Origin of the sequence: Streptomyces sp. NPDC026672, assembly GCF_040638185.1 — a bacterium.
GTDB lineage: Bacteria > Actinomycetota > Actinomycetes > Streptomycetales > Streptomycetaceae > Streptomyces.
Genome location: NZ_JBEZXS010000018.1, coordinates 1 through 21,307 on the forward strand (window position 1 = coordinate 1; position 21,307 = coordinate 21,307).

Here is a 21,307-nt window from a genome sequence, read left to right on the forward strand (position 1 = left end):
GCCCTCGTACTGGATGTACTTGGGCGTTCCGACAACGCAGCGAGTGTGCGTGCCAGGCGTCGCGGGCCAGGCGGGACTTTCGAAACACGCCCTAGTGCCCCGAGCCGGGCTGTCCATACCCGCGCAGCCGCTCGCCGACCTCCGCGACCTGTTCGCCGGTCAGCAGATGGGGCCGCGCGCCGGGCACGGACGACGCCGTGAGCCACACCCGGCACATCCACTCCAGCTGGGCGGTGCGGTCGTACGCCTGGGCGAGGGTGGCGCCGTGGGCGAGGGTGCCGTGGTTCTGGAGGAGGCAGGCCGTGCGGTCGCGCAGGGCGCGGAGCATGTTCTCGGCCAGTTCGGGGGTGCCGTAGGTGGCGTAGGGGGCGACGCGGACGGGGCCGCCGAGGGCCGCCGCCATGTAGTGGACGAGGGGGAGTTCGGATACGAGCGTGGAGACGGCCGTGGCGTGCACGGCGTGCGTGTGGACGACGGCGCGGGCGTCCGTGGTGCGGTAGACGGCCAGGTGCATGGGGAGTTCGCTGGTCGGGACGAGGGTGCCGAGCACCTGCCGGCCGTCCGGGTCGACGCCGGTCAGGTCGTCCGGGCCCAGCTCGTCGTAGGGCACTCCGGACGGGGTGACCAGGACGGTGTCGCCGACGCGCACCGACACGTTGCCCGAGGTGCCGACGACCAGCCCCTCGCGGACCGTCCGCCGTGCCGTCCCCACCAGTTCCGTCCAGGCCCGGGCCAGGGCCCCGTCCGCCCGGCTCCGCCGCTGTTCAGCCATGCGGTGATCCTTTCAGGCGGCGGCCCGGCGCGGGGGCGTGACGAGGATCTCGCGGAGGCGGAACGAAACAGTCCACAGTGACACTCCGATGCCCACCTCAGTTCATCTTTCGTTCACCTGGGTTTCCTACGGTCAACCGGCCAATGACTTCGAACGATTGCCTGGGTAAATGGAAAACTTCTCGCTGATCCTCGCGATTGTGGTGGTAACCGCACTCGCGTTTGATTTCACGAACGGTTTCCACGACACCGCCAACGCGATGGCCACGACCATCTCGACCGGTGCCCTCAAGCCCAAGGTCGCGGTGGCCATGTCCGCCGCGCTCAACCTTGTGGGAGCTTTCCTCTCCGTGGAGGTCGCCAACACGATCTCCAAGGGTCTCGTCGACGAGACCGGCATCCGTCCCGAGGTCATCTTCGCCGCCCTGGTCGGCGCGATCCTCTGGAACCTGCTGACCTGGCTGGTGGGCCTGCCCTCCAGCTCCTCGCACGCCCTCATGGGCGGTCTGGTCGGCGCCACCGTCGCCTCCGCCGGCACCGGCGCCGTGCACGGCGACGCACTTGTCACCAAGGTGCTGCTGCCCGCGCTCGCCGCCCCGCTCGTCGCGGGCCTCGCGGCGGCGGCGGCCACCCGGCTGTCCTACACGATCGGCAGGGGCGCCGAGGGCGAGGCCACCCGCAAGGGCTACCGCGCCGGCCAGATCGCCTCCGCCGGCCTGGTCTCCCTCGCCCACGGCACCAACGACGCGCAGAAGACCATGGGCATCATCACCCTCGCCCTGATCGCCGGCGGCGCCATCGCCCCCGGCTCGAACCCTCCCACCTGGGTGATCCTCTCGGCCGGGCTCGCCATCGCGCTCGGCACCTACATCGGCGGCTGGCGCATCATCCGGACCATGGGCAAGGGTCTGACCGACCTGCAACCGCAGCAGGGCTTCGCCGCCCAGACCAGCGCGGCCACCGCCATCCTCGCCTCCTCGCACCTCGGCTTCTCCCTCTCCACCACGCACGTCGTCTCCGGCTCCGTGATGGGCGCCGGCCTCGGCCGCAAGGGCGGGGTGGTCCGCTGGTCCACCGCGACCCGGATGATCGTCGCCTGGGCCCTGACCCTGCCGGCCGCCGCGCTGGTCGGCGCGCTCGCCGAGACCGTGACGGACCTCGGCGACTGGGGCACCGCGGCCGTCGCCGTACTGCTCGTCGCCGCGAGCGCCGCGATCTGGCGGCTCTCCCGCCGCGAGGTGGTCGACCACAGCAACGTCAACGACGCCGACGAACCGGTCGGCGTGGTCACCGCGGCGATGGCCGCCGTGACGCCGCCCCCGGCGGGCTCGGTCCCCGCCGGGGACCTGACCGCCACCATCCCCGCCCCCGCGGGCGAGGCAGCCCCGGCCCCCTCCACGGCCACCACCCTGTGAACCCCGCGCATCCGGTCACGAAGGACAACACAGAATGAAGATCGACTGGGCGGCCATCGGCTCCGTCTTCGGCGTCAGCCTCGTGTCCACCGTGGGCCTCGTGGCCCTCTTCACCCTCGGCGTGGCGGGACTGTCCCGCCGTGAGCGGGCCACCGCGCGCGGCGGCTCCGCGGCGCTCGCGGCGACCGGCGCGTACGTCTGCTTCGCGGCGTGCGCGGCGGCGGTGGCGTACGGCATCTACCTGATCATGGCGAAGTCCTGAACCCGGCGGCGGCGACCGCCTCCTGACGCCCCGACACCTCCGTGAGGCCCCTCGCGCCCCGTGCGCGCAGGGGCCTCACCCCTGTCCCGCGCCGGTGTGCGCCGGCGCCGCTATGAACCTCGGCACACTCTCCCCGCGCAGGTCAACGGCAAGTTGACGGCCGTTCCGGGGACATGGTGGACTTCCGGAGCCAAGTACGGCGGCACGAGAGGAAGCCGGTGCGAATCCGGCGCGGTCCCGCCACTGTCACCGGGGAAGAACTCCCCGGGAGCCAGGAACTCTCACCGCCGGTCTCGTCGAACCAGGGCGTGGACACCCTGAGTGAGGACATATCGCCATGCGCGGCTGCGGATCGAGGCACAGCACCAGGTCGTCGACGGCCGACCCCACGGCCGGCTGAGCCGATGCGGGCCGATCGCGTCTTCGCGTACGGCGCCACCGCCGGCCTCCTCGGCGACCACCTCCTGGGCGATCCGCGCCACGGGCACCCCGTGGCCGCGTTCGGGAGTGCGGCCGCGTCCCTGGAGCGGGTGCTGTGGCGCGACCACCGGGGCCGGGGCGCCCTGCACACCGCCGTCTGCGTCGGCGGCGCCGTCCTGCTCGCGGCGGCGGCCGAACGGGCCGTACGCCGCTCCCCCACCGCCTCCGTGGCCCTGACCGCCCTCGCCACCTGGACCGTCGTCGGCGGCACCTCGCTCGCCCGCGAGGCCCGGACCGTCGGACGGGCCCTGGCGGCCGGTGACGTGGCCGGGGCGCGGGCGCGGCTTCCGCACCTGTGCGGACGGGACCCCCAGGCCCTCGACGCGGACGGGATCGCCCGGGCGGTCGTGGAGTCCGTCGCCGAGAACACCTCCGACGCCGTCGTGGGCGCCCTGGTGTGGGGCGCCGTCGCCGGTGTCCCCGGGCTGCTCGGGTTCCGGGCCGTCAACACCCTGGACGCCATGGTCGGTCACAGGTCGCCCAGGTACCTCCGCTACGGCTGGGCCTCCGCCCGGCTGGACGACCTGGCGGGCTGGCCGGGGGCGCGGCTGACCGCCGTCCTCGCGACGCTCGCCGGGGACGATCCGCGCGGGGCGGCACGGGCCTGGCGGGCCGACGCCCGGAAGCATCCGAGCCCCAACGCCGGGCCCGTGGAGGCGTCGTTCGCGGGAGCGCTCGGCGTCCGGCTCGGCGGGACCCTGTCGTACGGCGGCCGGGTCGAGCACCGGCCCGTGCTCAACGGGGCGGGGCGCGCCGTGCGGGCCGGGGACGTCGAACGGGCGGTGCGCCTGTCGAAGCGGGTCGGTCTGCTCGCGCTCGGCGTGTCCGTCGCCGCGCGGCTCCTCGTGAAGGGACGTACGACGTGAACGGTGGTCTCCTCGTCGCCGGCACCACCTCCGACGCCGGCAAGAGCGTCGTGACCGCCGGGATCTGCCGGTGGCTGGTGCGCCGGGGCGTCAAGGTCGCGCCCTTCAAGGCGCAGAACATGTCCCTCAACTCGTTCGTGACGCGGGAGGGGGCGGAGATCGGGCGGGCGCAGGCCATGCAGGCGCAGGCGTGCCGCGTCGAGCCGACCGCGCTGATGAACCCCGTGCTGCTCAAGCCCGGTGGCGAGCGGAGCAGCCAAGTGGTCCTGCTCGGCAGGCCGGTGGGCGAGATGAGCGCGCGCGGCTACCACGGCGGGCGGCAGGAGCGCCTGCTGGGAACGGTGCTGGAGTGCCTGGAGGAGTTGCGGGGCACGTATGACGCGGTGATCTGTGAGGGGGCCGGTTCGCCCGCGGAGATCAATCTGCGGCGGACCGACATCGTGAACATGGGGATCGCCCGCAACTCGCGGCTGCCCGTGCTCGTCGTCGGCGACATCGACCGCGGCGGTGTCTTCGCGTCGTTCTTCGGGACGGTCGCGCTCCTGTCGCGCGAGGACCAGGAGCTGGTCGCCGGGTTCCTCGTCAACAAGTTCCGCGGGGACGTCTCCCTGCTCGAACCCGGGCTCGACATGCTGCACGGGCTCACCGGGCGGCGCACCTACGGCGTCCTGCCCTTCCGGCACGGCCTCGGCATCGACGAGGAGGACGGACTGCGGGTGTCCCTGCGCGGGACCGTGCGCGAGTCCGCCGTCGCCACCCCGGTCGGCGAGGACGTGCTGCGCGTCGCCGTGTGCGCGGTCCCGCTGATGTCCAACTTCACGGACGTGGACGCCCTGGCCGCCGAACCGGGCGTCGTCGTGCGGTTCGTGGACCGGCCCGAGGAACTGGCCGACGCGGACCTCGTCGTCGTACCCGGGACCCGCGGCACGGTCCGCGCCCTGGAGTGGCTGCACGAGCGCGGGCTCGCCGGGGCACTGCGCCGCCGGGCCGCCGAGGGCCGGCCGACCCTCGGCATCTGCGGCGGCTTCCAGGTCCTCGGCGAGCACATCGAGGACGACGTCGAGAGCCGCCGGGGGCGGGTGGACGGACTCGGCGTCCTGCCCGTGCGGGTGCGGTTCGCACGGGAGAAGACCCTCGCCCGCCCCGTCGGCGAGGCCCTCGGCGAGCACGTCGAGGGGTACGAGATCCACCACGGGGTCGCCGAGGTGACCGGCGGCCGGACCTTCCTGGACGGCTGCCGGGTCGGCCACACCTGGGGCACGCACTGGCACGGCTCCCTGGAGTCGGACGGCTTCCGGCGGGCCTTCCTGCGCGAGGTGGCCGCCGCCGCGGGCCGCCGCTTCGTGCCGGCGCCCGACACCTCGTTCGCCGCGCTGCGCGAGGAGCAGCTCGACCGGCTCGGCGACCTGATCGAACAGCACGCGGACACCGACGCGCTCCTGCGGCTCATCGAGTCGGGAGCGCCCCAAGGACTGCCCTTCATCCCCCCGGGAGCGCCCGCATGACCACAGTGTTGTTGTTGTCGACCGCCGACACCGATCTGCTGGCGGCCTGGGCCTCCGGCGCGTCGTACCGCATCGGCAACCCGACCCGGATCGACGTCGCCGAGGAGTTGCCGGAGCTCGTCGAGGGCGCGGACGTCGCGGTCGTACGGCTGCTCGGCGGCAAGCGGGCCTGGGAGGACGGGCTCGCCCGGCTCACCGCCTCGGGTGTGCCGACCGTGCTGCTGGGCGGCGAGGCCGTGCCCGACGCGGAGTTGATGGCCGAGTCGTCCGTCCCGGCCGGTGTCGTCGCCGAGGCACTGCGCTACCTGGTGGAGGGCGGGCCCGCCAACCTCGCCGAACTGGCCCGGTTCCTGTCCGACACCGTGCTGCTGACCGGCGAGGGCTTCGAGGAACCGCACCGGATGCCCGCGTACGGCGTCCACGGCGGGCGGGCCCGCGTCGAGGGCCGGCCGACCGTCGGCGTGCTCTTCTACCGGGCCCACGAACTCAGCGGCAACACGGCGTTCGTGGACACGCTGTGCGACGCGATCGAGGAACGGGGCGCCAACGCCCTTCCGGTGTACTGCGGTTCGCTGCGCGACGCCGACCCCGGCCTCTTCGAGGTCCTGGCCGGCGCGGACGCGCTGGTGGCGACGGTCCTCGCGGCCGGCGGCACCCACGCCTCGCGGGCTTCGGCGGGCGGCGACGAGGAGGCGTGGGACGTCGGCGCGCTCGCGGAGCTGAACGTCCCGGTGCTGCAAGGGCTCTGCCTCACCTCCTCGCGGGCCGCGTGGGAGGCGTCCGACGCCGCCCTCTCCCCCATGGACGCGGCCATGCAGGTCGCGATCCCGGAGTTCGACGGCCGTCTGATCACCGTGCCGTTCTCCTTCAAGGAGCAGGGCCCCGACGACGTACCGGTGTACGTCGCCGACCCCGAGCGGGCCGGGCGCGTGGCCGGGATCGCCGTACGGCACGCGCTGTTGAGGCACAGGCCGAACGCCGAGAAGAGGATCGCGCTGGTCTTCACCGCGTACCCGACCAAGCACTCCCGGGTCGGCAACGCGGTCGGCCTGGACACCCCGGCCTCGGCGGTACGGGTGCTGGACGCGCTGCGGGACGCCGGGTACGGCCTCACCGAGTACCCCTCGGGCGGCGACGAGTTGATCCACCGGCTGATCGAGGCCGGCGGCCACGACGTCGAGTGGCTGACGGAGGAGCAGTTGGCCGCCGCGCCCGCGCGGGTGCCGCTGGCCGACTACCGGGCCTGGTTCGACGGGCTCGACCCGGTGCTGCGGGAGGGGATGCTCCGGGCGTGGGGCGAACCGCCGGGCGGACTGTACGTGGACGGCGAGGACATCGTGCTCGCGTCGCTGCGGTTCGGGAACGTCGTCGTGATGATCCAGCCGCCGCGCGGCTTCGGCGAGAACCCCATCGCCATCTACCACGACCCCGACATGCCCCCCTCGCACCACTATCTGGCCGCCTACCGCTGGCTGGAGGCCGCGCCGTCGGAGGGGGGCTTCGGCGCCGACGCGATCGTGCACATGGGCAAGCACGGCACGATGGAGTGGCTGCCGGGCAAGGGCCTCGGGCTGAGCGCCGGCTGCGCGCCGGACGCCGTCCTCGGGGACCTGCCGCTGATCTACCCGTTCATCGTCAACGACCCCGGCGAGGGCACCCAGGCCAAGCGTCGCGGGCACGCCACGGTCGTGGACCACCTGGTCCCGCCGATGGCCCGCGCCGACACCTACGGCGACCTGGCCAAGCTGGAGCAGCTGCTCGACGAGTACGCGCTGGTCTCCGACCTGGACCCGACGAAGGCACCGGCCGTGCGGGCGCAGATCTGGACGCTGGTCAAGGCGGCCGAACTCCACCACGACCTGCACGTGGACGAGCAGCCGGGCGACGACGCCTTCGACGAGTTCGTCATGCACATCGACGGCTATCTGTGCGAGATCAAGGACGTGCAGATCCGCGACGGACTGCACGTCCTCGGCGGCGGGCCGGTCGGCGAGCCGCGGGTGAACCTGGTGCTCGCGGTGCTGCGCGCCGCGCAGGTGTGGGGCGGGCAGGCCGACGCGCTCCCCGGGCTGAGGGCGGCCCTGGCGGCCCATTTCGGGCTGGTCGAGAAGGAGTTGCTGGCCGAGCCGGGTGCGCCGGTGAAGGTGCCGGTGGAGCTGACGGACCTGGTGGCGGGTCCGGCCCGGACGGCGGCCGACGCGATCGACCTCCTGGAGCAGCTGTGCCGGCGGATCGCGGAGGGCATGGAGGAGCGCGGCTGGGCGGTGGCCGAGAGCGCGCCGCTCGCGCGGGCCGTGCTCGGGGCCGAACTCCCGGAGGCCGTGGCCGTGCTGGAGTTCGCGTGCACCGAGGTGGTGCCGCGGCTCGCCCGGACCACCGACGAGATCGGCCACATCCTGCGCGCGCTGGAGGGCGGTTACGTCCCGGCGGGTCCTTCCGGTTCGCCGACGCGCGGTCTGGTCAACGTGCTGCCGACGGGCCGCAACTTCTACTCGGTCGACCCCAAGGCCATTCCGTCCCGGCTGAGTTGGGAGGTCGGCCAGTCCCTCGCCGACTCGCTGGTCGCGCGCTACCTCCAGGACACCGGGGAGTACCCGAAGTCGGTGGGCCTGACCGTGTGGGGCACCTCCGCGATGCGCACACAGGGCGACGACATCGCCGAGATCCTGGCCCTGCTCGGCTGCCGGCCGGTCTGGGACGACGCGTCGCGCCGGGTGACCGGGTTCGAGGTGGTCGGCCTCGGTGAACTCGGCCGGCCGCGCATCGACGTCACGGTCCGTATCTCGGGGTTCTTCCGGGACGCGTTCCCGCACGTGGTGGGGCTGATCGACGACGCGGTGCGGGCGGTGGCCGAGCTGGACGAGCCCGCGGCGAGCAACTTCGTGAAGGCGCACGCGGACGAGGACACCGCCGGGCACGGTGAGCGGCGCCGGGCCACGTCCCGCGTCTTCGGCTCTAAGCCGGGGGCGTACGGCGCGGGCCTGCTGCCGCTGATCGACGCCCGCAACTGGCGCTCCGACGCGGACCTCGCCGAGGTGTACGCGGTGTGGGGCGGCTACGCCTACGGGCGGGGGCTCGACGGGCGGGCGGCGCGCGGGGACATGGAGACGGCGTTCCGGCGGATCGCGGTGGCGGCGAAGAACGTCGACACGAGGGAGCACGACCTCGTGGACGCGGACGACTACTTCCAGTACCACGGCGGCATGGTGGCGATGGTGCGGCACCTGACGGGGACCTCCCCCGAGGCGTACGTCGGCGATTCGGCCGTGCCGGACCAGGTGCGCACCCGGACCCTGGGCGAGGAGACCCACCGGGTCTTCCGGGCGCGCGTGGTCAACCCCCGCTGGATGAGCGCCATGCGCAGGCACGGCTACAAGGGCGCCTTCGAGATGGCGGCCACGGTGGACTACCTCTTCGGCTACGACGCCACGGCGGGCGTCGTGGACGACTGGATGTACGAGAAGCTCAGCGCCGAGTACGTCTTCGACGCGGAGAACCGGGACTTCATGAAGAAGTCCAACCCCTGGGCCCTGCGCGGCATCACGGAGCGCCTGCTGGAGGCGGCGGACCGGGGGCTGTGGGCGGAGCCGGACGCGGACACGCTGGAACGGCTGCGGGCCACCTATCTGGAGTTGGAAGGCGACTTGGAGGGCGACGAGAAGTGAGTACCCCGTTTCCGTTCACGGCCGTCGTCGGGCAGGACGACCTGCGGTTGGCGCTGTTGCTGAACGCGGTGTCGCCGGCCGTCGGCGGTGTGCTGGTCCGCGGGGAGAAGGGCACCGCCAAGTCGACGGCCGTGCGGGCGCTCTCGGCGCTGCTGCCGGGGGTCGACGTGGTGGCCGGGTGCCGGTTCTCCTGCGATCCCGGGGCGCCCGATCCGGCGTGCCCGGACGGGCCGCACTCCCCCGGGGCGTTCGCGTCGCGGCCGGCGCGGATGGTCGAACTGCCCGTCGGGGCCTCCGAGGACCGGCTGGTGGGCGCCCTCGACATCGAGCGGGCGCTCGCGGAGGGCGTGAAGGCGTTCGAGCCCGGTCTGCTGGCCGACGCCCATCGCGGGATCCTCTACGTCGACGAGGTCAACCTCCTCCACGACCACCTCGTCGACCTGCTGCTGGACGCCGCAGCGATGGGCGCCTCGTACGTCGAGCGCGAGGGTGTCTCCGTGCGGCACGCCGCGCGCTTCCTGCTCGTCGGAACGATGAACCCGGAAGAGGGGGAGCTGCGGCCGCAGTTGCTCGACCGGTTCGGGCTGACCGTGGAGGTCGCCGCCTCGCGTGAGCCCGACCAGCGCGTGGAGGTGGTGCGGCGGCGGCTCGCCTACGACGACGACCCCGCCGGGTTCGCGATGCGGTGGGCCGACGAGGAGTCCGCCGTACGGCAACGGATCGTCGCCGCACGGGAGTTGCTGCCCTCCGTGCGGCTGGGCGACGGCGCGCTGCGGCAGATCGCCGCGACCTGTGCCGCCTTCGAGGTGGACGGCATGCGCGCCGACATCGTGATGGCCCGCACCGCGACGGCGCTGGCCGCGTGGGCGGGGCGGACGGACGTGCTCGCCGAGGACGTACGGCAGGCGGCGCTGCTCGCGCTGCCGCACCGGCGCCGGCGCAACCCCTTCGACGCGCCGGGTCTGGACGAGGACAAGCTCGACCGGACGCTGGAGGAGTTCGACGACGGCGACCCCGATCCCGACGGCCCGGATCCGGACGGCCCCGATCCGGACGGTCCCGGTGGCCCGGACGATCCCGGTGGTGGTGGGGCGCCCGCCCCGGACGACGGCCCGCGGGACGGTGGCTCCGACGCCGCGCCCGAGACCGGCGAGGCCGGTGAGGCGGGCGGCCCACAGGCTTCGGGCGGCGGCGAGCAGTCGGCCGTACGCGCCGCGGAACCCTTCCGTACGAAGGTGCTGAGCGTGCCGGGCATCGGTGCGGGCGCCGCGGGCCGGCGTTCGAGGGCGCGGACCGAGCACGGGCGGACCACCGGGGCGCGCCGCCCCCGGGGCGCCCTGACCAAGCTGCACCTGGCGGCGACGATCCAGGCGGCGGCGCCGCACCAGCGGGCGCGCGGCCGGTCGGGGCCCGGCCTGGTCGTACGCCGGGACGATCTGCGGCAGGCGACGCGCGAGGGCCGTGAGGGCAACCTCGTGCTGTTCGTGGTGGACGCGTCCGGTTCGATGGCGGCGCGGCAGCGGATGGGCGCCGTCAAGGGCGCCGTGCTGTCGCTGCTGCTGGACGCCTACCAGCGGCGGGACAAGGTGGGGTTGGTGACGTTCCGCGGGCGGGACGCGCAGGTCGCGCTGCCGCCGACGTCGTCCGTGGACGCGGCGGCGGCCCGGCTGGAGTCGCTGCCCACGGGCGGGCGGACACCGCTCGCCGCCGGGCTGCTCAAGGCGCACGAGGTGCTGCGCATCGAGCGGTTGCGGGACCCGGCGCGGCGGGCGCTGGTCGTGGTGGTCACCGACGGGCGGGCCACCGGTGGCCCGGAGCCGGTCGAGCTGGCCGGGCGCGCGGCGCGGCTGTTCGCGGCCGAGGGGGTCGCCTCGGTGGTCGTGGACTGCGAGTCGGGGCCGGTGCGGCTGGGCCTGGCCGGGCGGCTGGCCGGTGAGCTGGGCGGTGCGGCGGTGACGCTGGACGAGCTGCGGGCGGACTCGATCGCCGGGCTGGTGCGGGACGTGCAGGGTGGTACGGCGAGGAGGGCCGCGTAATGCCGAAGGGTCAGCCGAGTGTGGTGCCCGACGACGGGCTGACGACGCGTCAGCGGCGCAACCGGCCGCTGGTGGTCGTGCACACGGGCGTCGGGAAGGGCAAGTCGACGGCCGCGTTCGGGCTCGCGCTGCGCGCCTGGAACCAGGGGTGGCCGATCGGGGTGTTCCAGTTCGTCAAGTCGGCGAAGTGGAAGGTCGGCGAGGAGAACGCGCTGCGGGTGCTCGGGGAGTCCGGGCAGGGCGGGAGCGTCGACTGGCACAAGATGGGCGAGGGCTGGAGCTGGGTCCAGCGCGACGACCAGATGGACAACGAGGACAAGGCCCGGGAGGGCTGGGAGCAGGTCAAGCGTGACCTGGCCGCCGAGACGTACCGGCTGTACGTGCTCGACGAGTTCGCGTACCCGATGCACTGGGGCTGGGTGGACACGGACGAGGTCGTGGAGGTGCTGCGCGACCGGCCCGGGACGCAGCACGTGGTGATCACGGGGCGCAACGCGCCGGAGAAGCTGGTGGAGTTCGCGGATCTCGTCACCGACATGTCGAAGGTCAAGCACCCCATGGACACGGGGCAGAAGGGGCAGAGGGGCATCGAGTGGTGACGTCGGTTCCCCGGCTGGTCGTCGCGGCGCCCGCGTCGGGCAGCGGCAAGACCACCGTCGCGACGGGGCTGATGGCCGCGCTCGCCGGGCGGGGACTCGCCGTGTCCCCGCACAAGGTCGGGCCGGACTACATCGACCCGGGGTACCACGCGCTCGCGACGGGGCGGGTGGGGCGGAACCTGGACGCGTACCTGTGCGGGCCCGAGCTGGTCGCGCCGCTGTTCGCGCACGGGGCGCGGGGCTGTGACATCGCGGTGGTCGAGGGCGTGATGGGGCTGTACGACGGGGCCGCCGGGGAGGGGGAGCTGGCGTCGACCGCGCAGGTCGCGAAGGTGCTGCGGGCGCCGGTGGTGCTCGTCGTGGACGCGTCGTCGCAGTCGCGGTCGGTGGCGGCGCTGGTGCACGGGTTCGTGTCGTGGGACCCGGAGGTGCGGATCGGGGGCGTGATCCTCAACAAGGTCGCGTCGGACCGGCACGAGGAGTTGCTGCGGGAGGCGGTGGACTCCGTCGGGGTGCCGGTGCTGGGGGTGTTGCGGCGGGCCGCGGGTGTCGAGGTGCCCTCGCGGCATCTGGGGTTGGTACCGGTCGCCGAGCGGCGGGCTTCGGCCGTGTCCGCGGTGGCCGTCATGGCCGAGATGGTCTCCGGGGGGTGTGATCTGACGGCGTTGGTGCAACTGGCCCGGACCGCGGGTCCGTTGCCGGGTGCGGCTTGGGACCCGGCCACCGCCTTGCCCACCCACGACCACCCGTCCCGATCCGTCGAGAAGTCACCGCCGACAACTGCCCTCACGACCTCCGACACCACCGGCACCACCTCGCCCACCCACGAGCGGGCGTTTCGGTCCGTCGAGAAGTCTCCCTCGACAACTGCCCTCACAGCCTCCGACGCCACCGGCACCACCTCGCCCACCAACGAGCGGGCGTCTCGGTCCGTCGAGAAGCCTCCCTCGACAGCTGCCCTCACGGGCTCCGGCGCCACCGGCGCTGCCGCCACCACTGCCTCGCCCACCCACGACCGCCCGTCCCGATCCGTCGAGAAGTCCCCCTCGACAGCTGCCCCGCCGGACCTGGAAGCCGCCGTGTCCACCACCGCCGCCTCGCCGACCCACGGACGCCCGTCTCAGTACGCCGAGAAGTCTCCCGTGGGGGCGGCGCGGCCCGTCGTCGCCGTGGCCGGTGGGCCCGCGTTCACCTTCTCCTACGCCGAGCACGCGGAGCTGCTCGTCGCCGCCGGGGCCGACGTCGTCGTCTTCGATCCGCTGCGGGACGAGCGGCTGCCCGACGGGACCGCCGGGCTGGTCGTCGGGGGCGGGTTCCCCGAGGTGTACGGCGGTGAGCTGTCGGCCAACGAACCGCTGCGCAAGGCCGTCGCCGAACTCGCCCTCGGTGGGGCCCCCGTCGCCGCCGAGTGTGCCGGACTGCTGTATCTGTGCCGGGAGTTGGACGGCCGTCCGATGTGCGGCGTGCTCGACGCGCGCGCCCGGATGAGCGAGCGGCTCACCCTCGGCTACCGGGACGCCGTGGCCGTCGGGGACAGCGTGCTCGCCCCCGCGGGGACCCGGATGCGCGGCCACGAGTTCCACCGGACGGTCGTCGAGCCCGGCTCGGGGCCGGCGCCCGCCTGGGGCGTGCGCGCCCCCGCGCGGCGGGTCGAGGGATTCGTGCAGGGGGGCGTGCACGCGAGTTATCTGCACACGCACTGGGCGTCCGAGCCCGGTGTGGCCCGTCGGTTCGTGGAGAGGTGCCGTACGTCATGAGCAGCAGGCTGGTCGGAGTGGGGATGGGTCCCGGCGACCCCGAGCTGGTGACCGTGAAGGGCGTGAACGCGCTGCGCGCCGCCGAGGTCGTCGTCGTCCCGGTGATGGCCGCGTCCGACGGCGAGGACGGCGGGGAGCCCGGCCGGGCCGAGTCGACGGTGCTGCACCACGTGCCGCGGGAGAAGGTCGTCCGGGTGGTGTTCGCGCTGAACGAGCGCAGCGACCGGGCCCGCCGGGAGGCGGCGTGGGACGCGGCCGGGGAGCGGGTCGCCGCCCTGCTGCGGGAGCACGGGAGCGTGGCCTTCGCGACGATCGGCGACCCGAACGTGTACTCCACGTTCACGTACCTCGCCCAGACGATCGCCGCGCTGGTGCCGGGGGTCGTGGTGGAGACGGTGCCCGGGATCACCGCGATGCAGGACCTGGCGGCGCGGTCGGGTGCCGTGCTGACCGAGGGGACGGAGCCACTGACGCTGGTGCCGGTGACCGCGGGCTCCGGTGTCCTCAAGGACGCGCTGAACGGTCCGGGCACGGTCGTGGCGTACAAGTTCGGGCGGCGGGCCGCGGAGGTCGCCGAGGCGCTGCGGGAGTCGGGCCGGCTCGGGGACGCGGTGTGGGGTTCGGCGCTCGGGCTGCCCGAGGAGTCGATCCGGTCGGCCGCCGAGCTGGACGGGGCGCCGCTGCCTTATCTGTCGACGCTCATCGCGCCCGCGCGGCGCGAGGGCGGCCGGGGCGGCAAGCTGTGAGTCCGCGGTCAGCCGGACAGGCCCACCACCAGCCAGATGAACGCGGCGCCCGCGACCGTGCACAGCAGGGTCGAGCGGGCGGGGTGCTCGTGGTGGGCCTCGGGGAGGATCTCGGCGGCGGCGAGGTAGAGGAGCGCGCCGCCGAAGAGGCCGAGGTAGCCGCCGAGGAGCGGTTCGGGGATGGTGAAGAAGACCGTCGACAGGGCGCCCAGGACGGGTGCGCAGGCGTCGGCGACGAGCATGGCGACGGCCTTGCGGCGGGCGTTGCCGTAGAGGCTCGTGATGGTGAACGTGTTGAAGCCGTCGGCGAAGTCGTGGGCGATCACCGCGAGCGCGACGGCGGTGCCCATGCTGCCGCCGACCTGGAAGGCGGCGCCGATGGCGACGCCGTCCATGGCGCTGTGCCCGACCATGGCGGCCGCCGCGGTCAGGCCGACCTCGGGCGCCCGGTGGTTGTGGTCGCCGCCGCCGTGGGCGGCCTGGCGGACGGCCAGCAGGCGCTCCACGAGATGGGCCAGGAGGAAGCCGCCCACGAACAGCACCAGCGCGGCCGGTACGCCGAAGACGTCGCCGTCCGCGGCCTCCAGCGCCTCGGGGAGCAGGTCGAGGCCGACCACGCCGAGCATGAGGCCGCCGGCCAGGCCCAGGACCAGGTGGCGGCGGTCGGTCACGCGTTGTGCCGTCCAGCCGCCGGCCAACGTCATCAGGAACGCGCCGAGCGCGACGAACACCGCCATGGGCCCTTGCTATCCGATCAACTGCCGTTTGCGCACATCGGGCCCCTCACCAATCCCTGCACACCATGACATTTCGCACGAGAGGATCTTCTTCCATGGCCGATGCCCCCACCGGCAAGGTGACCTTCGTCGGTGCCGGTCCGGGCGCCGCCGACCTGCTGACGTTCCGTGCCGCGCGCGCGATCGCGGAGGCCGATGTCGTGATCTGGGCGGCCAGCCTGGTCCAGGAGGAGGTGCTGCGGCACGCGCGCGAGGACGCGGAGATCCTGGACTCGGCCACCATGTCGCTCGAGGACGTCGTCGCCGTGTACCGGCGGGCGCGCGCCGAGGGGCTGCGGGTCGCGCGGGTCCACTCCGGGGACCCGTCGCTGTGGGGCGGCACGCAGGAGCAGCTCGACCGGTGCGCCGGGCTGGGCATCGAGACGGAGATCGTGCCGGGCGTCTCCTCGTTCTCGGCGGTCGCGGCGCTGGTGGGGCGGGAGCTGACGATCCCCGAGGTCGCGCAGTCGGTCGTGCTGACCCGGCTGGGCGGCGGCAAGACGCCGATGCCGCCCGGTGAGGACGTCCGCGAGTTCGCCCGGCACGGCACCACGATGGCGGTGTTCCTGTCGGCGGCCCGCAGCGGCCAGCTGGTGCGGGAGCTGCTGGAGGGCGGCTATCCGACGGACACCCCGGTCGTGGTGGCCCACCAGGCGACCTGGCCGGAGGAGCTGGTGGTGCGCTGCACCGTCGGGACGCTGGAGGAGACCGTCAAGGAGCACAGGCTGTGGAAGCACACGCTGTTCCTGGTCGGCCCGGCGCTCGACGCGCACGGCACCCGCTCGCACCTGTACCACCCGGGCCACTTCCACGGCCACCGCAAGGCGGACCCCCAGGCGCGCAGGGAGCTGCGCGAGCGCGGGGCGAGCACATGATCACGGTCGTCGGGACGGGCACCGGGTCGCCGGTGGAGCCCGGGGCGCTGGAGGGCGCCGCGCTGGTCGTGGGCGGCCGGCGGCACCTGGACGCGGTGCGGCTGCCGGAGACGGTCGCACGGGTCGTGCTGGGGCCGCTGGCGCCCGCCCTCGACACCGTCGCGGAGTACGTCGCCGAGGACCGCAGGGTCGTCGTGCTGGCCTCCGGGGACCCGGGGTTCTTCGGGATCGTGCGGGCGCTGGCGGAGCGGTTCGGTCCCGGGCTGCTGGACGTGCGGCCCGGTGTGTCGTCGGTGGCGGCCGCGTTCGCCCGGCTGGGGCTGCCGTGGGACGACGCGGTGGTGGTCAGCGCGCACGGGCGGGAGCTGCGGACGGCGGTGAACCTGTGCCGGGCACATCCCAAGGTGGCGGTGCTGACCGGTCCGGGCGCGGGGCCCGCCGAGCTGGGGGCCGCGGTACCGGCGGACCGGGTGCTCGTCGTGGCGAGCGCGCTCGGCGATCCGGGGCGCGAGCGGGTCGAGCGGGTCACGCCGGCCGAGGCCGCGGCCCGGGACTGGGGTACGGCGGTGAGCGTGGTGCTGTGCCTGGACGAGGCGCGGGCCCTGGGGGCCGTGCGCACGGTCGCGGGCGGCCGGGAGCGGCCGGCCGGCTGGGCCCTGGACGAGTCGGCGTTCGCACACCGCGACTCGATGATCACCAAGTTCGAGGTGCGGGCGCTGGCACTGGCCCGGCTCGGACCGCAACCCGGCGACCTGGTGTGGGACGTGGGCGCGGGCTCCGGTTCGGTGGCCGTGGAGTGCGCACGACTCGGCGCGGCCGTCGTCGCCGTCGAGAAGACACCGGACGGGGTGGGGCGGGTGCGCGCCAACGCCGCCGCGCACGGCGTCGACGTCTGCGTGGTGCACGGGGCGGCGCCGACCGTGCTGTCCGGTCTCGACGATCCCGACGCGGTGTTCGTCGGGGGCGGGGGCGCCGAGCTGCCCGCCGTCGTGACGGCGTGCGCGCGGCGGGCGCGGCGCACGGTCGTGGTGGCACTGGCCGCCCTGGACCGGGTGCCGGCGGCGCGCGCGGCGCTCACCGGTGCCGGGCTGGTGTGCGACGGGGTGCTGCTCCAGTCGTCGCGGCTCGCCCCGCTGCCGGGTGACGTGACCCGGCTCGCGGCCGGCAATCCGGTCTTCCTGCTGTGGGGCGAACGGCCCCAGGGCCGTACCGAAGGAGTAGTCGATTGATCGGCCTGATTTCCGCCACCGCGGCGGGGGCGGTGGCGCGGGACCGGCTGGCGGCCGCGTGGCCGGGACGCACCCGGGTGTACGAGGGTCCCGTCGGGGACGCGGTGCGCGCGGCGTTCGCGGAGTGCGAGCAGCTGGTGTGCTTCCTGGCGACCGGTGCCGTGGTGCGGCTGCTCGCCCCGCTGCTCGGGGACAAGGCGGCCGACCCGGGGGTGGTGTGCGTCGACGAGGCCGGGCGGTTCGCGGTGTCGCTGGTCGGCGGGCACGGCGGCGGCGCCAATGAACTCGCCCGCGAGGTGGGCGGGTTGCTCGGGGCGGAGCCCGTGGTGACGACGGCGACGGACGCGGCGGGGCTGCCCGGTCTGGACACGCTGGGCCTGCCCGTGGAGGGTGCCGTGGCGGCGGTCTCGCGGGCGCTGCTGGACGGTGAACCCGTGGTGCTGGATGCGGAGTCGCCGTGGCCGCTGCCGGCCCTGCCGACCGCGCCGCACGGGTCGTACACGATCCGGCTGACGGACCGGGACGTCGAACCGGCCGACGGCGAGGTGCTGTTGCGGCCGCCGTCGCTGGTCGTCGGGGTCGGCGCGTCGAAGGGCGTGCCGGTGGACGAGGTGCTGGGGCTGGTCGGGGAGGCGCTGCGGGAGGCGGGGCTCTCGGTGCGGTCGGTGGCCCGGCTGGCCACGGTGGACGCCAAGGCGGCGGAGCCCGGTGTGGTGGGGGCCGCGGAGCGGCTGGGGGTGCCCCTGGTGACGTACTCCGCCGAGGAGTTGGCGGCGGTCGAGGTGCCGAACCCGTCCGCCGCGCCGCTGGCCGCCGTCGGCACGCCGTCGGTGGCCGAGGCGGCGGCGCTGGTGGGCGGGGGCGAACTCCTCGTGCCCAAGCGGAAGTCGGCGGGCCGGCCGGCCATGGCGACCTGTGCCGTCGTACGGCGGCCGGCGCGCGGCAGGCTCGCGGTGGTCGGGCTCGGTCCCGGCGCCCGCGACCTGCTGACCCCGCGTGCGGCTGAGGAGTTGCGGCGGGCCTCCGTGCTCGTGGGCCTGGACCAGTACGTGGACCAGATCCGCGATCTGCTGCGGCCCGGCACCCGGGTCCTGGAGTCGGGGCTCGGCGCCGAGGAGGAACGGGCGCGCACGGCGGTCGCCGAGGCCCGCGCGGGCCACGCGGTGGCGCTGATCGGCAGCGGGGACGCGGGGGTGTACGCGATGGCCTCGCCGGCGCTCGCCGAGGCGTCGGAGGACATCGACGTGGTGGGGGTGCCGGGGGTGACGGCGGCGCTCGCGGCCGGCGCGATCCTCGGGGCGCCGCTCGGCCACGACCATGTCTCGATCAGTCTGTCGGACCTGCACACGCCGTGGGAGGTCATCGAGCGCCGGGTGCGGGCGGCGGCGGAGGCGGATCTCGTGGTCACCTTCTACAACCCCCGTTCGCGGGGCCGGGACTGGCAGTTGCCGAAGGCCCTCGCGATCCTCGCCGGGCACCGGGAGCCGCGGACCCCGGTCGGGGTGGTGCGCAATGCGTCACGGCCGGATGAATCAAGCCGTCTGACCACCCTGGCCGCACTCGACCCGGCCACGGTCGACATGATGACCGTCGTGACCGTGGGCAACACGGCGACACGGCAGGTCGCGGGGCGTATGGTCACTCCGCGTGGCTACCGCTGGCAGGAGAGCGCACAGGAGGGTGGTGTCCGGTGAACCGTGTGGTCCATCCCATCGAGCGGGAGTCCTTCCGCCGGCTGCGCGCCCGTCTGGACACCTCCGCGCTGCCGCCGCTGACCCGGGCGGTGGTGGAGCGGGTGATCCACTCCGCGGCCGACCTGGAGTACGCGGACGACCTCGTCCTCGACGAGGCCGACCTGGTGCGCGGGCACACCGCGTTGCACGCCGGGGCGCCGGTGGTCGTCGACGTCGAGATGGTCGCCGCGGGGATCACCCGGCGCGCGACCGTCTGCCGGCTGCGGGACGCCGAGTCCGGTCCGGGGCTGACGCGTTCGGCCCACGCGGTCCGGCTCGCGTACGAGGAGGTCGGCCCCGGCGCGCTGTGGGTGATCGGCTGTGCGCCGACCGCCCTGGAGGAACTCCTCGCGCTGGACGCCGCTCCGGCGCTCGTCATCGGGCTGCCCGTCGGCTTCGTCGGGGCGGCCGAGTCCAAGGCCGCGCTGCGCGCGAGCGGGCTGCCCGCCGTCAGCAACGTGTCCGAGAAGGGCGGTTCGGCGGTCGCCGCCGCCGCGCTCAACGCCCTGCTGTACCACCCCGTGCATCCCACGTCACCGTCCGAAGCAGTACCTCTCACAGAACCGCCCGAGGAGAAACAGTGACCACCCCGCCGCCCGCCCTGCTCATCGCCGGCCATGGCACCCGGGACGATGCCGGAGCCGAGGCGTTCCGCGACTTCGTACGGGAGCTGGGGCGCCGCCACCCGGACCTGCCCGTCGCGGGCGGCTTCATCGAGCTGTCCGCGCCGCCGCTCGGCGAGGCCGTGACCGAACTCGTGGAGCGGGGGGTGCGGCGGTTCGCGGCCGTGCCGCTGATGCTGGTGGCCGCCGGGCACGCCAAGGGCGACATACCGGCCGCGCTGGCCCGGGAGCAGGCCCGGCACCCCGGGACGTCGTACACGTACGGCCGTCCGCTGGGCCCGCACCCGGCGCTGCTGAGGGTGCTGGAGCGGCGGCTGGACGAGGCGCTCGACGGCACGGCCCGCACGCCGTACGACCGCAACGACGTGACCGTGCTGCTGGTCGGGCGGGGGTCGACCGATCCGGACGCCAACGCCGAGGTGTTCAAGGCGGCGCGGCTGCTGTGGGAGGGGCGCGGCTACGCCGGTGTGGAGACGGCGTTCGTGTCGCTGGCGGCGCCGGACGTGCCGAGCGGGCTCGACCGGTGTGTGCGGCTGGGGGCCCGCCGGATCGTGGTGCTGCCGTACTTCCTGTTCACGGGGGTGCTGCCGGAGCGGGTGCGGCAGCAGACCGAGGGCTGGGCGGCGGCGCACCCGGAGGTCGACGTGCGGTCGGCGGACGTGATCGGGCCCGAGCCCGAGCTGCTCGACCTGGTGTGGGAGCGGTACGTGGAGGCCGTCGAGGGCGATCTGCGGATGAACTGCGACTCGTGCGTGTACCGCGTCGCGCTGCCGGGGTTCGAGGACAAGGTGGGGCTGCCGCAGCAGCCGCACTTCCACCCGGACGACGACGGGCACCACGGGCACGGGCATCCCCATCACGGCGGTCACGCGCATGCCCACTGAGGGCGAGCACGATCTGCGGCACCACGGGGACGCCGAAGTCCGCGACGACGGCGCGGAGTTGGTGGACCTCGCCGTCAACGTGCGGGCGGGGACGCCGCCGACGTGGCTGCGGGAGCGCATCGCGGCGTCGCTGACCGGTCTCGCGGCCTACCCGGACGGGCGGGCCGCGCGGGCGGCGGTGGCCGCGCGGCACGGGGTCCCGGTGGAGCGGGTGTTGCTGACGGCGGGGGCCGCGGAGGCGTTCGTGCTGCTCGCGCGGGCCCTGAAGGTACGGCGGCCGGTCGTGGTGCATCCGCAGTTCACCGAGCCGGAGGCGGCGCTGAGGGACGCGGGGCACACCGTGGACCGGGTGCTGCTGCGGGCGGCGGACGGGTTCCGGCTGGATCCCGCGGCCGTGCCGGAGGAGGCCGACCTGGTGGTGGTCGGGAACCCGACGAATCCCACGTCGGTGCTGCACCCCGCGTCGGCCGTGGCCCGACTGGCGCGGCCCGGGCGGACGTTGGTGGTCGACGAGGCGTTCATGGACGCGGTGCCGAGTGAGCGGGAGTCGCTGGCCGGGCGGACGGCGGACGTGCCGGGGCTGGTCGTGCTGCGCAGTCTGACCAAGACGTGGGGGCTCGCGGGGCTGCGGGTCGGGTACCTGCTGGCGGCGCCGGAGACGGTCGCGGAGCTGGCGCGGGCGCAGCCGTTGTGGCCGGTGTCGGCGCCGGCGCTGGTGGCGGTGCGGGAGTGCATGGGCCGGGACGCCGTGGCCGAGGCGGCGGCAGCGGCGCGCCGGATCACGCGGGACCGGGAGCTTCTGGTGGCGGGGCTGGCGGAGTCGGGCGGGGCGGGGGTGCGGGTGGCGGGTCCCGCGGAGGGGCCGTTCGTGCTGGTACGGGCGCCGGACGGCGCGGCCGTACGTCGCCGGTTGCGCGACCTCGGTTACGCCGTCCGGCGCGGGGACACGTTCCCGGGCCTGGACGCCGACTGGCTCAGAATCGCGGTACGCGACCCGAAGACAACACAAGCCTTCCTGACGGCCTTCCGCCGCTCCCTGTTGCCCACCCACCCGACTCGGTGAGTTGGGAACCACCCGCTGCGGA

The 21,307-nt window shown here is 74.5% G+C and carries 17 protein-coding genes and 1 riboswitch; of the genes, 15 read left to right on the forward strand and 2 right to left on the reverse strand.

The window, feature by feature from the left end; translation table 11 throughout:
- Window positions 1-91: 91 nt before the first annotated feature.
- Window positions 92-772 carry a class II aldolase/adducin family protein gene (locus tag AB0F77_RS21425; protein ID WP_361950771.1) on the reverse strand — a complete coding sequence of 227 codons (681 nt, stop codon included), beginning with the start codon at window positions 770-772 and terminating at the stop codon, window positions 92-94.
- 169 nt (window positions 773-941) lie between these two features.
- Here AB0F77_RS21425 and AB0F77_RS21430 point away from each other — a divergent pair, with 169 nt between their 5' ends.
- The 9 genes from AB0F77_RS21430 (at window position 942) to cobI (ending at window position 14,102) form a co-directional block, all read left to right on the forward strand.
- Window positions 942-2,186 (forward strand): inorganic phosphate transporter, encoded by a 1,245-nt coding sequence (locus AB0F77_RS21430; protein ID WP_361950774.1) that lies wholly within the window; start codon window positions 942-944, stop codon window positions 2,184-2,186.
- A gap of 34 nt (window positions 2,187-2,220) precedes the next feature.
- Complete coding sequence (locus tag AB0F77_RS21435) at window positions 2,221-2,448, forward strand: hypothetical protein (RefSeq protein ID WP_361950777.1); 228 nt, start codon at window positions 2,221-2,223, stop codon at window positions 2,446-2,448.
- A 207-nt stretch (window positions 2,449-2,655) separates the two neighbouring features.
- A riboswitch (cobalamin riboswitch) is annotated at window positions 2,656-2,729 on the forward strand.
- Between the two features lie 123 nt (window positions 2,730-2,852).
- Window positions 2,853-3,794: a cobalamin biosynthesis protein gene (locus AB0F77_RS21440; protein ID WP_361950780.1), complete on the forward strand. Its 942-nt coding sequence runs from the start codon at window positions 2,853-2,855 to the stop codon at window positions 3,792-3,794.
- Window positions 3,791-5,299 (forward strand): cobyric acid synthase, encoded by a 1,509-nt coding sequence (locus AB0F77_RS21445; protein ID WP_361950783.1) that lies wholly within the window; start codon window positions 3,791-3,793, stop codon window positions 5,297-5,299. Before AB0F77_RS21440 ends, AB0F77_RS21445 begins: the two co-directional genes overlap by 4 nt.
- Window positions 5,296-8,964 (forward strand): cobaltochelatase subunit CobN, encoded by a 3,669-nt coding sequence (cobN, locus tag AB0F77_RS21450; RefSeq protein ID WP_361950786.1) that lies wholly within the window; start codon window positions 5,296-5,298, stop codon window positions 8,962-8,964. Before AB0F77_RS21445 ends, cobN begins: the two co-directional genes overlap by 4 nt.
- Window positions 8,961-11,000: a putative cobaltochelatase gene (locus AB0F77_RS21455; RefSeq protein ID WP_361950789.1), complete on the forward strand. Its 2,040-nt coding sequence runs from the start codon at window positions 8,961-8,963 to the stop codon at window positions 10,998-11,000. The genes cobN and AB0F77_RS21455 overlap by 4 nt, the downstream gene beginning before the upstream one ends.
- On the forward strand, window positions 11,000-11,599 hold the full coding sequence (cobO, locus tag AB0F77_RS21460; protein ID WP_361950791.1) for a cob(I)yrinic acid a,c-diamide adenosyltransferase: 600 nt from the start codon (window positions 11,000-11,002) through the stop codon (window positions 11,597-11,599). Before AB0F77_RS21455 ends, cobO begins: the two co-directional genes overlap by 1 nt.
- Window positions 11,593-13,356 carry a cobyrinate a,c-diamide synthase gene (locus tag AB0F77_RS21465; RefSeq protein WP_361950794.1) on the forward strand — a complete coding sequence of 588 codons (1,764 nt, stop codon included), beginning with the start codon at window positions 11,593-11,595 and terminating at the stop codon, window positions 13,354-13,356. Before cobO ends, AB0F77_RS21465 begins: the two co-directional genes overlap by 7 nt.
- Window positions 13,353-14,102 (forward strand): precorrin-2 C(20)-methyltransferase, encoded by a 750-nt coding sequence (gene cobI, locus AB0F77_RS21470; RefSeq protein WP_361950797.1) that lies wholly within the window; start codon window positions 13,353-13,355, stop codon window positions 14,100-14,102. Before AB0F77_RS21465 ends, cobI begins: the two co-directional genes overlap by 4 nt.
- 8 nt (window positions 14,103-14,110) lie before the next feature.
- Here cobI and AB0F77_RS21475 read toward each other — a convergent pair whose 3' ends face one another.
- Window positions 14,111-14,839, reverse strand: a complete 729-nt coding sequence (locus AB0F77_RS21475; protein ID WP_361950800.1) for a ZIP family metal transporter — start codon at window positions 14,837-14,839, stop codon at window positions 14,111-14,113.
- A gap of 95 nt (window positions 14,840-14,934) precedes the next feature.
- On the opposite strand from AB0F77_RS21475, the gene cobM reads away from it, so the two are divergent.
- Genes cobM through cobC form a run of 6 tightly spaced genes read left to right on the forward strand, consistent with a single transcriptional unit; the run spans window position 14,935 to window position 21,285 of the window.
- Window positions 14,935-15,753 (forward strand): precorrin-4 C(11)-methyltransferase, encoded by an 819-nt coding sequence (gene cobM, locus AB0F77_RS21480; protein ID WP_361950803.1) that lies wholly within the window; start codon window positions 14,935-14,937, stop codon window positions 15,751-15,753.
- On the forward strand, window positions 15,750-16,982 hold the full coding sequence (cbiE, locus tag AB0F77_RS21485; protein WP_361950806.1) for a precorrin-6y C5,15-methyltransferase (decarboxylating) subunit CbiE: 1,233 nt from the start codon (window positions 15,750-15,752) through the stop codon (window positions 16,980-16,982). Before cobM ends, cbiE begins: the two co-directional genes overlap by 4 nt.
- Complete coding sequence (gene cobJ, locus AB0F77_RS21490) at window positions 16,979-18,676, forward strand: precorrin-3B C(17)-methyltransferase (RefSeq protein WP_361950809.1); 1,698 nt, start codon at window positions 16,979-16,981, stop codon at window positions 18,674-18,676. Before cbiE ends, cobJ begins: the two co-directional genes overlap by 4 nt.
- Window positions 18,673-19,299, forward strand: coding sequence for a precorrin-8X methylmutase (locus AB0F77_RS21495; protein WP_361950812.1), 627 nt, complete (start codon window positions 18,673-18,675; stop codon window positions 19,297-19,299). Before cobJ ends, AB0F77_RS21495 begins: the two co-directional genes overlap by 4 nt.
- Complete coding sequence (locus AB0F77_RS21500) at window positions 19,296-20,222, forward strand: sirohydrochlorin chelatase (protein ID WP_361950815.1); 927 nt, start codon at window positions 19,296-19,298, stop codon at window positions 20,220-20,222. The genes AB0F77_RS21495 and AB0F77_RS21500 overlap by 4 nt, the downstream gene beginning before the upstream one ends.
- Entirely contained in the window at window positions 20,212-21,285 is a 1,074-nt protein-coding gene (gene cobC / locus AB0F77_RS21505) for an Rv2231c family pyridoxal phosphate-dependent protein CobC (protein ID WP_361950818.1), read from the forward strand. The genes AB0F77_RS21500 and cobC overlap by 11 nt, the downstream gene beginning before the upstream one ends.
- Window positions 21,286-21,307: the final 22 nt, after the last annotated feature.

Excerpts from the sequence above, each read along its gene's own strand:
- AB0F77_RS21475 (WP_361950800.1), bottom strand. The coding sequence starts at position 14,839 with ATGGCGGTGTTCGTCGCGCTCGGCGCGTTCCTGATGACGTTGGCCGGC.
- AB0F77_RS21425 (WP_361950771.1), bottom strand. The coding sequence starts at position 772 with ATGGCTGAACAGCGGCGGAGCCGGGCGGACGGGGCCCTGGCCCGGGCC.
- cobO (WP_361950791.1), top strand. The coding sequence starts at position 11,000 with ATGCCGAAGGGTCAGCCGAGTGTGGTGCCCGACGACGGGCTGACGACG.
- cbiE (WP_361950806.1), top strand. The coding sequence starts at position 15,750 with ATGATCACGGTCGTCGGGACGGGCACCGGGTCGCCGGTGGAGCCCGGG.
- cobI (WP_361950797.1), top strand. The coding sequence starts at position 13,353 with ATGAGCAGCAGGCTGGTCGGAGTGGGGATGGGTCCCGGCGACCCCGAG.
- AB0F77_RS21430 (WP_361950774.1), top strand. The coding sequence starts at position 942 with ATGGAAAACTTCTCGCTGATCCTCGCGATTGTGGTGGTAACCGCACTC.
- AB0F77_RS21435 (WP_361950777.1), top strand. The coding sequence starts at position 2,221 with ATGAAGATCGACTGGGCGGCCATCGGCTCCGTCTTCGGCGTCAGCCTC.
- cobN (WP_361950786.1), top strand. The coding sequence starts at position 5,296 with ATGACCACAGTGTTGTTGTTGTCGACCGCCGACACCGATCTGCTGGCG.
- AB0F77_RS21440 (WP_361950780.1), top strand. The coding sequence starts at position 2,853 with ATGCGGGCCGATCGCGTCTTCGCGTACGGCGCCACCGCCGGCCTCCTC.
- cobC (WP_361950818.1), top strand. The coding sequence starts at position 20,212 with ATGCCCACTGAGGGCGAGCACGATCTGCGGCACCACGGGGACGCCGAA.
- cobM (WP_361950803.1), top strand. The coding sequence starts at position 14,935 with ATGGCCGATGCCCCCACCGGCAAGGTGACCTTCGTCGGTGCCGGTCCG.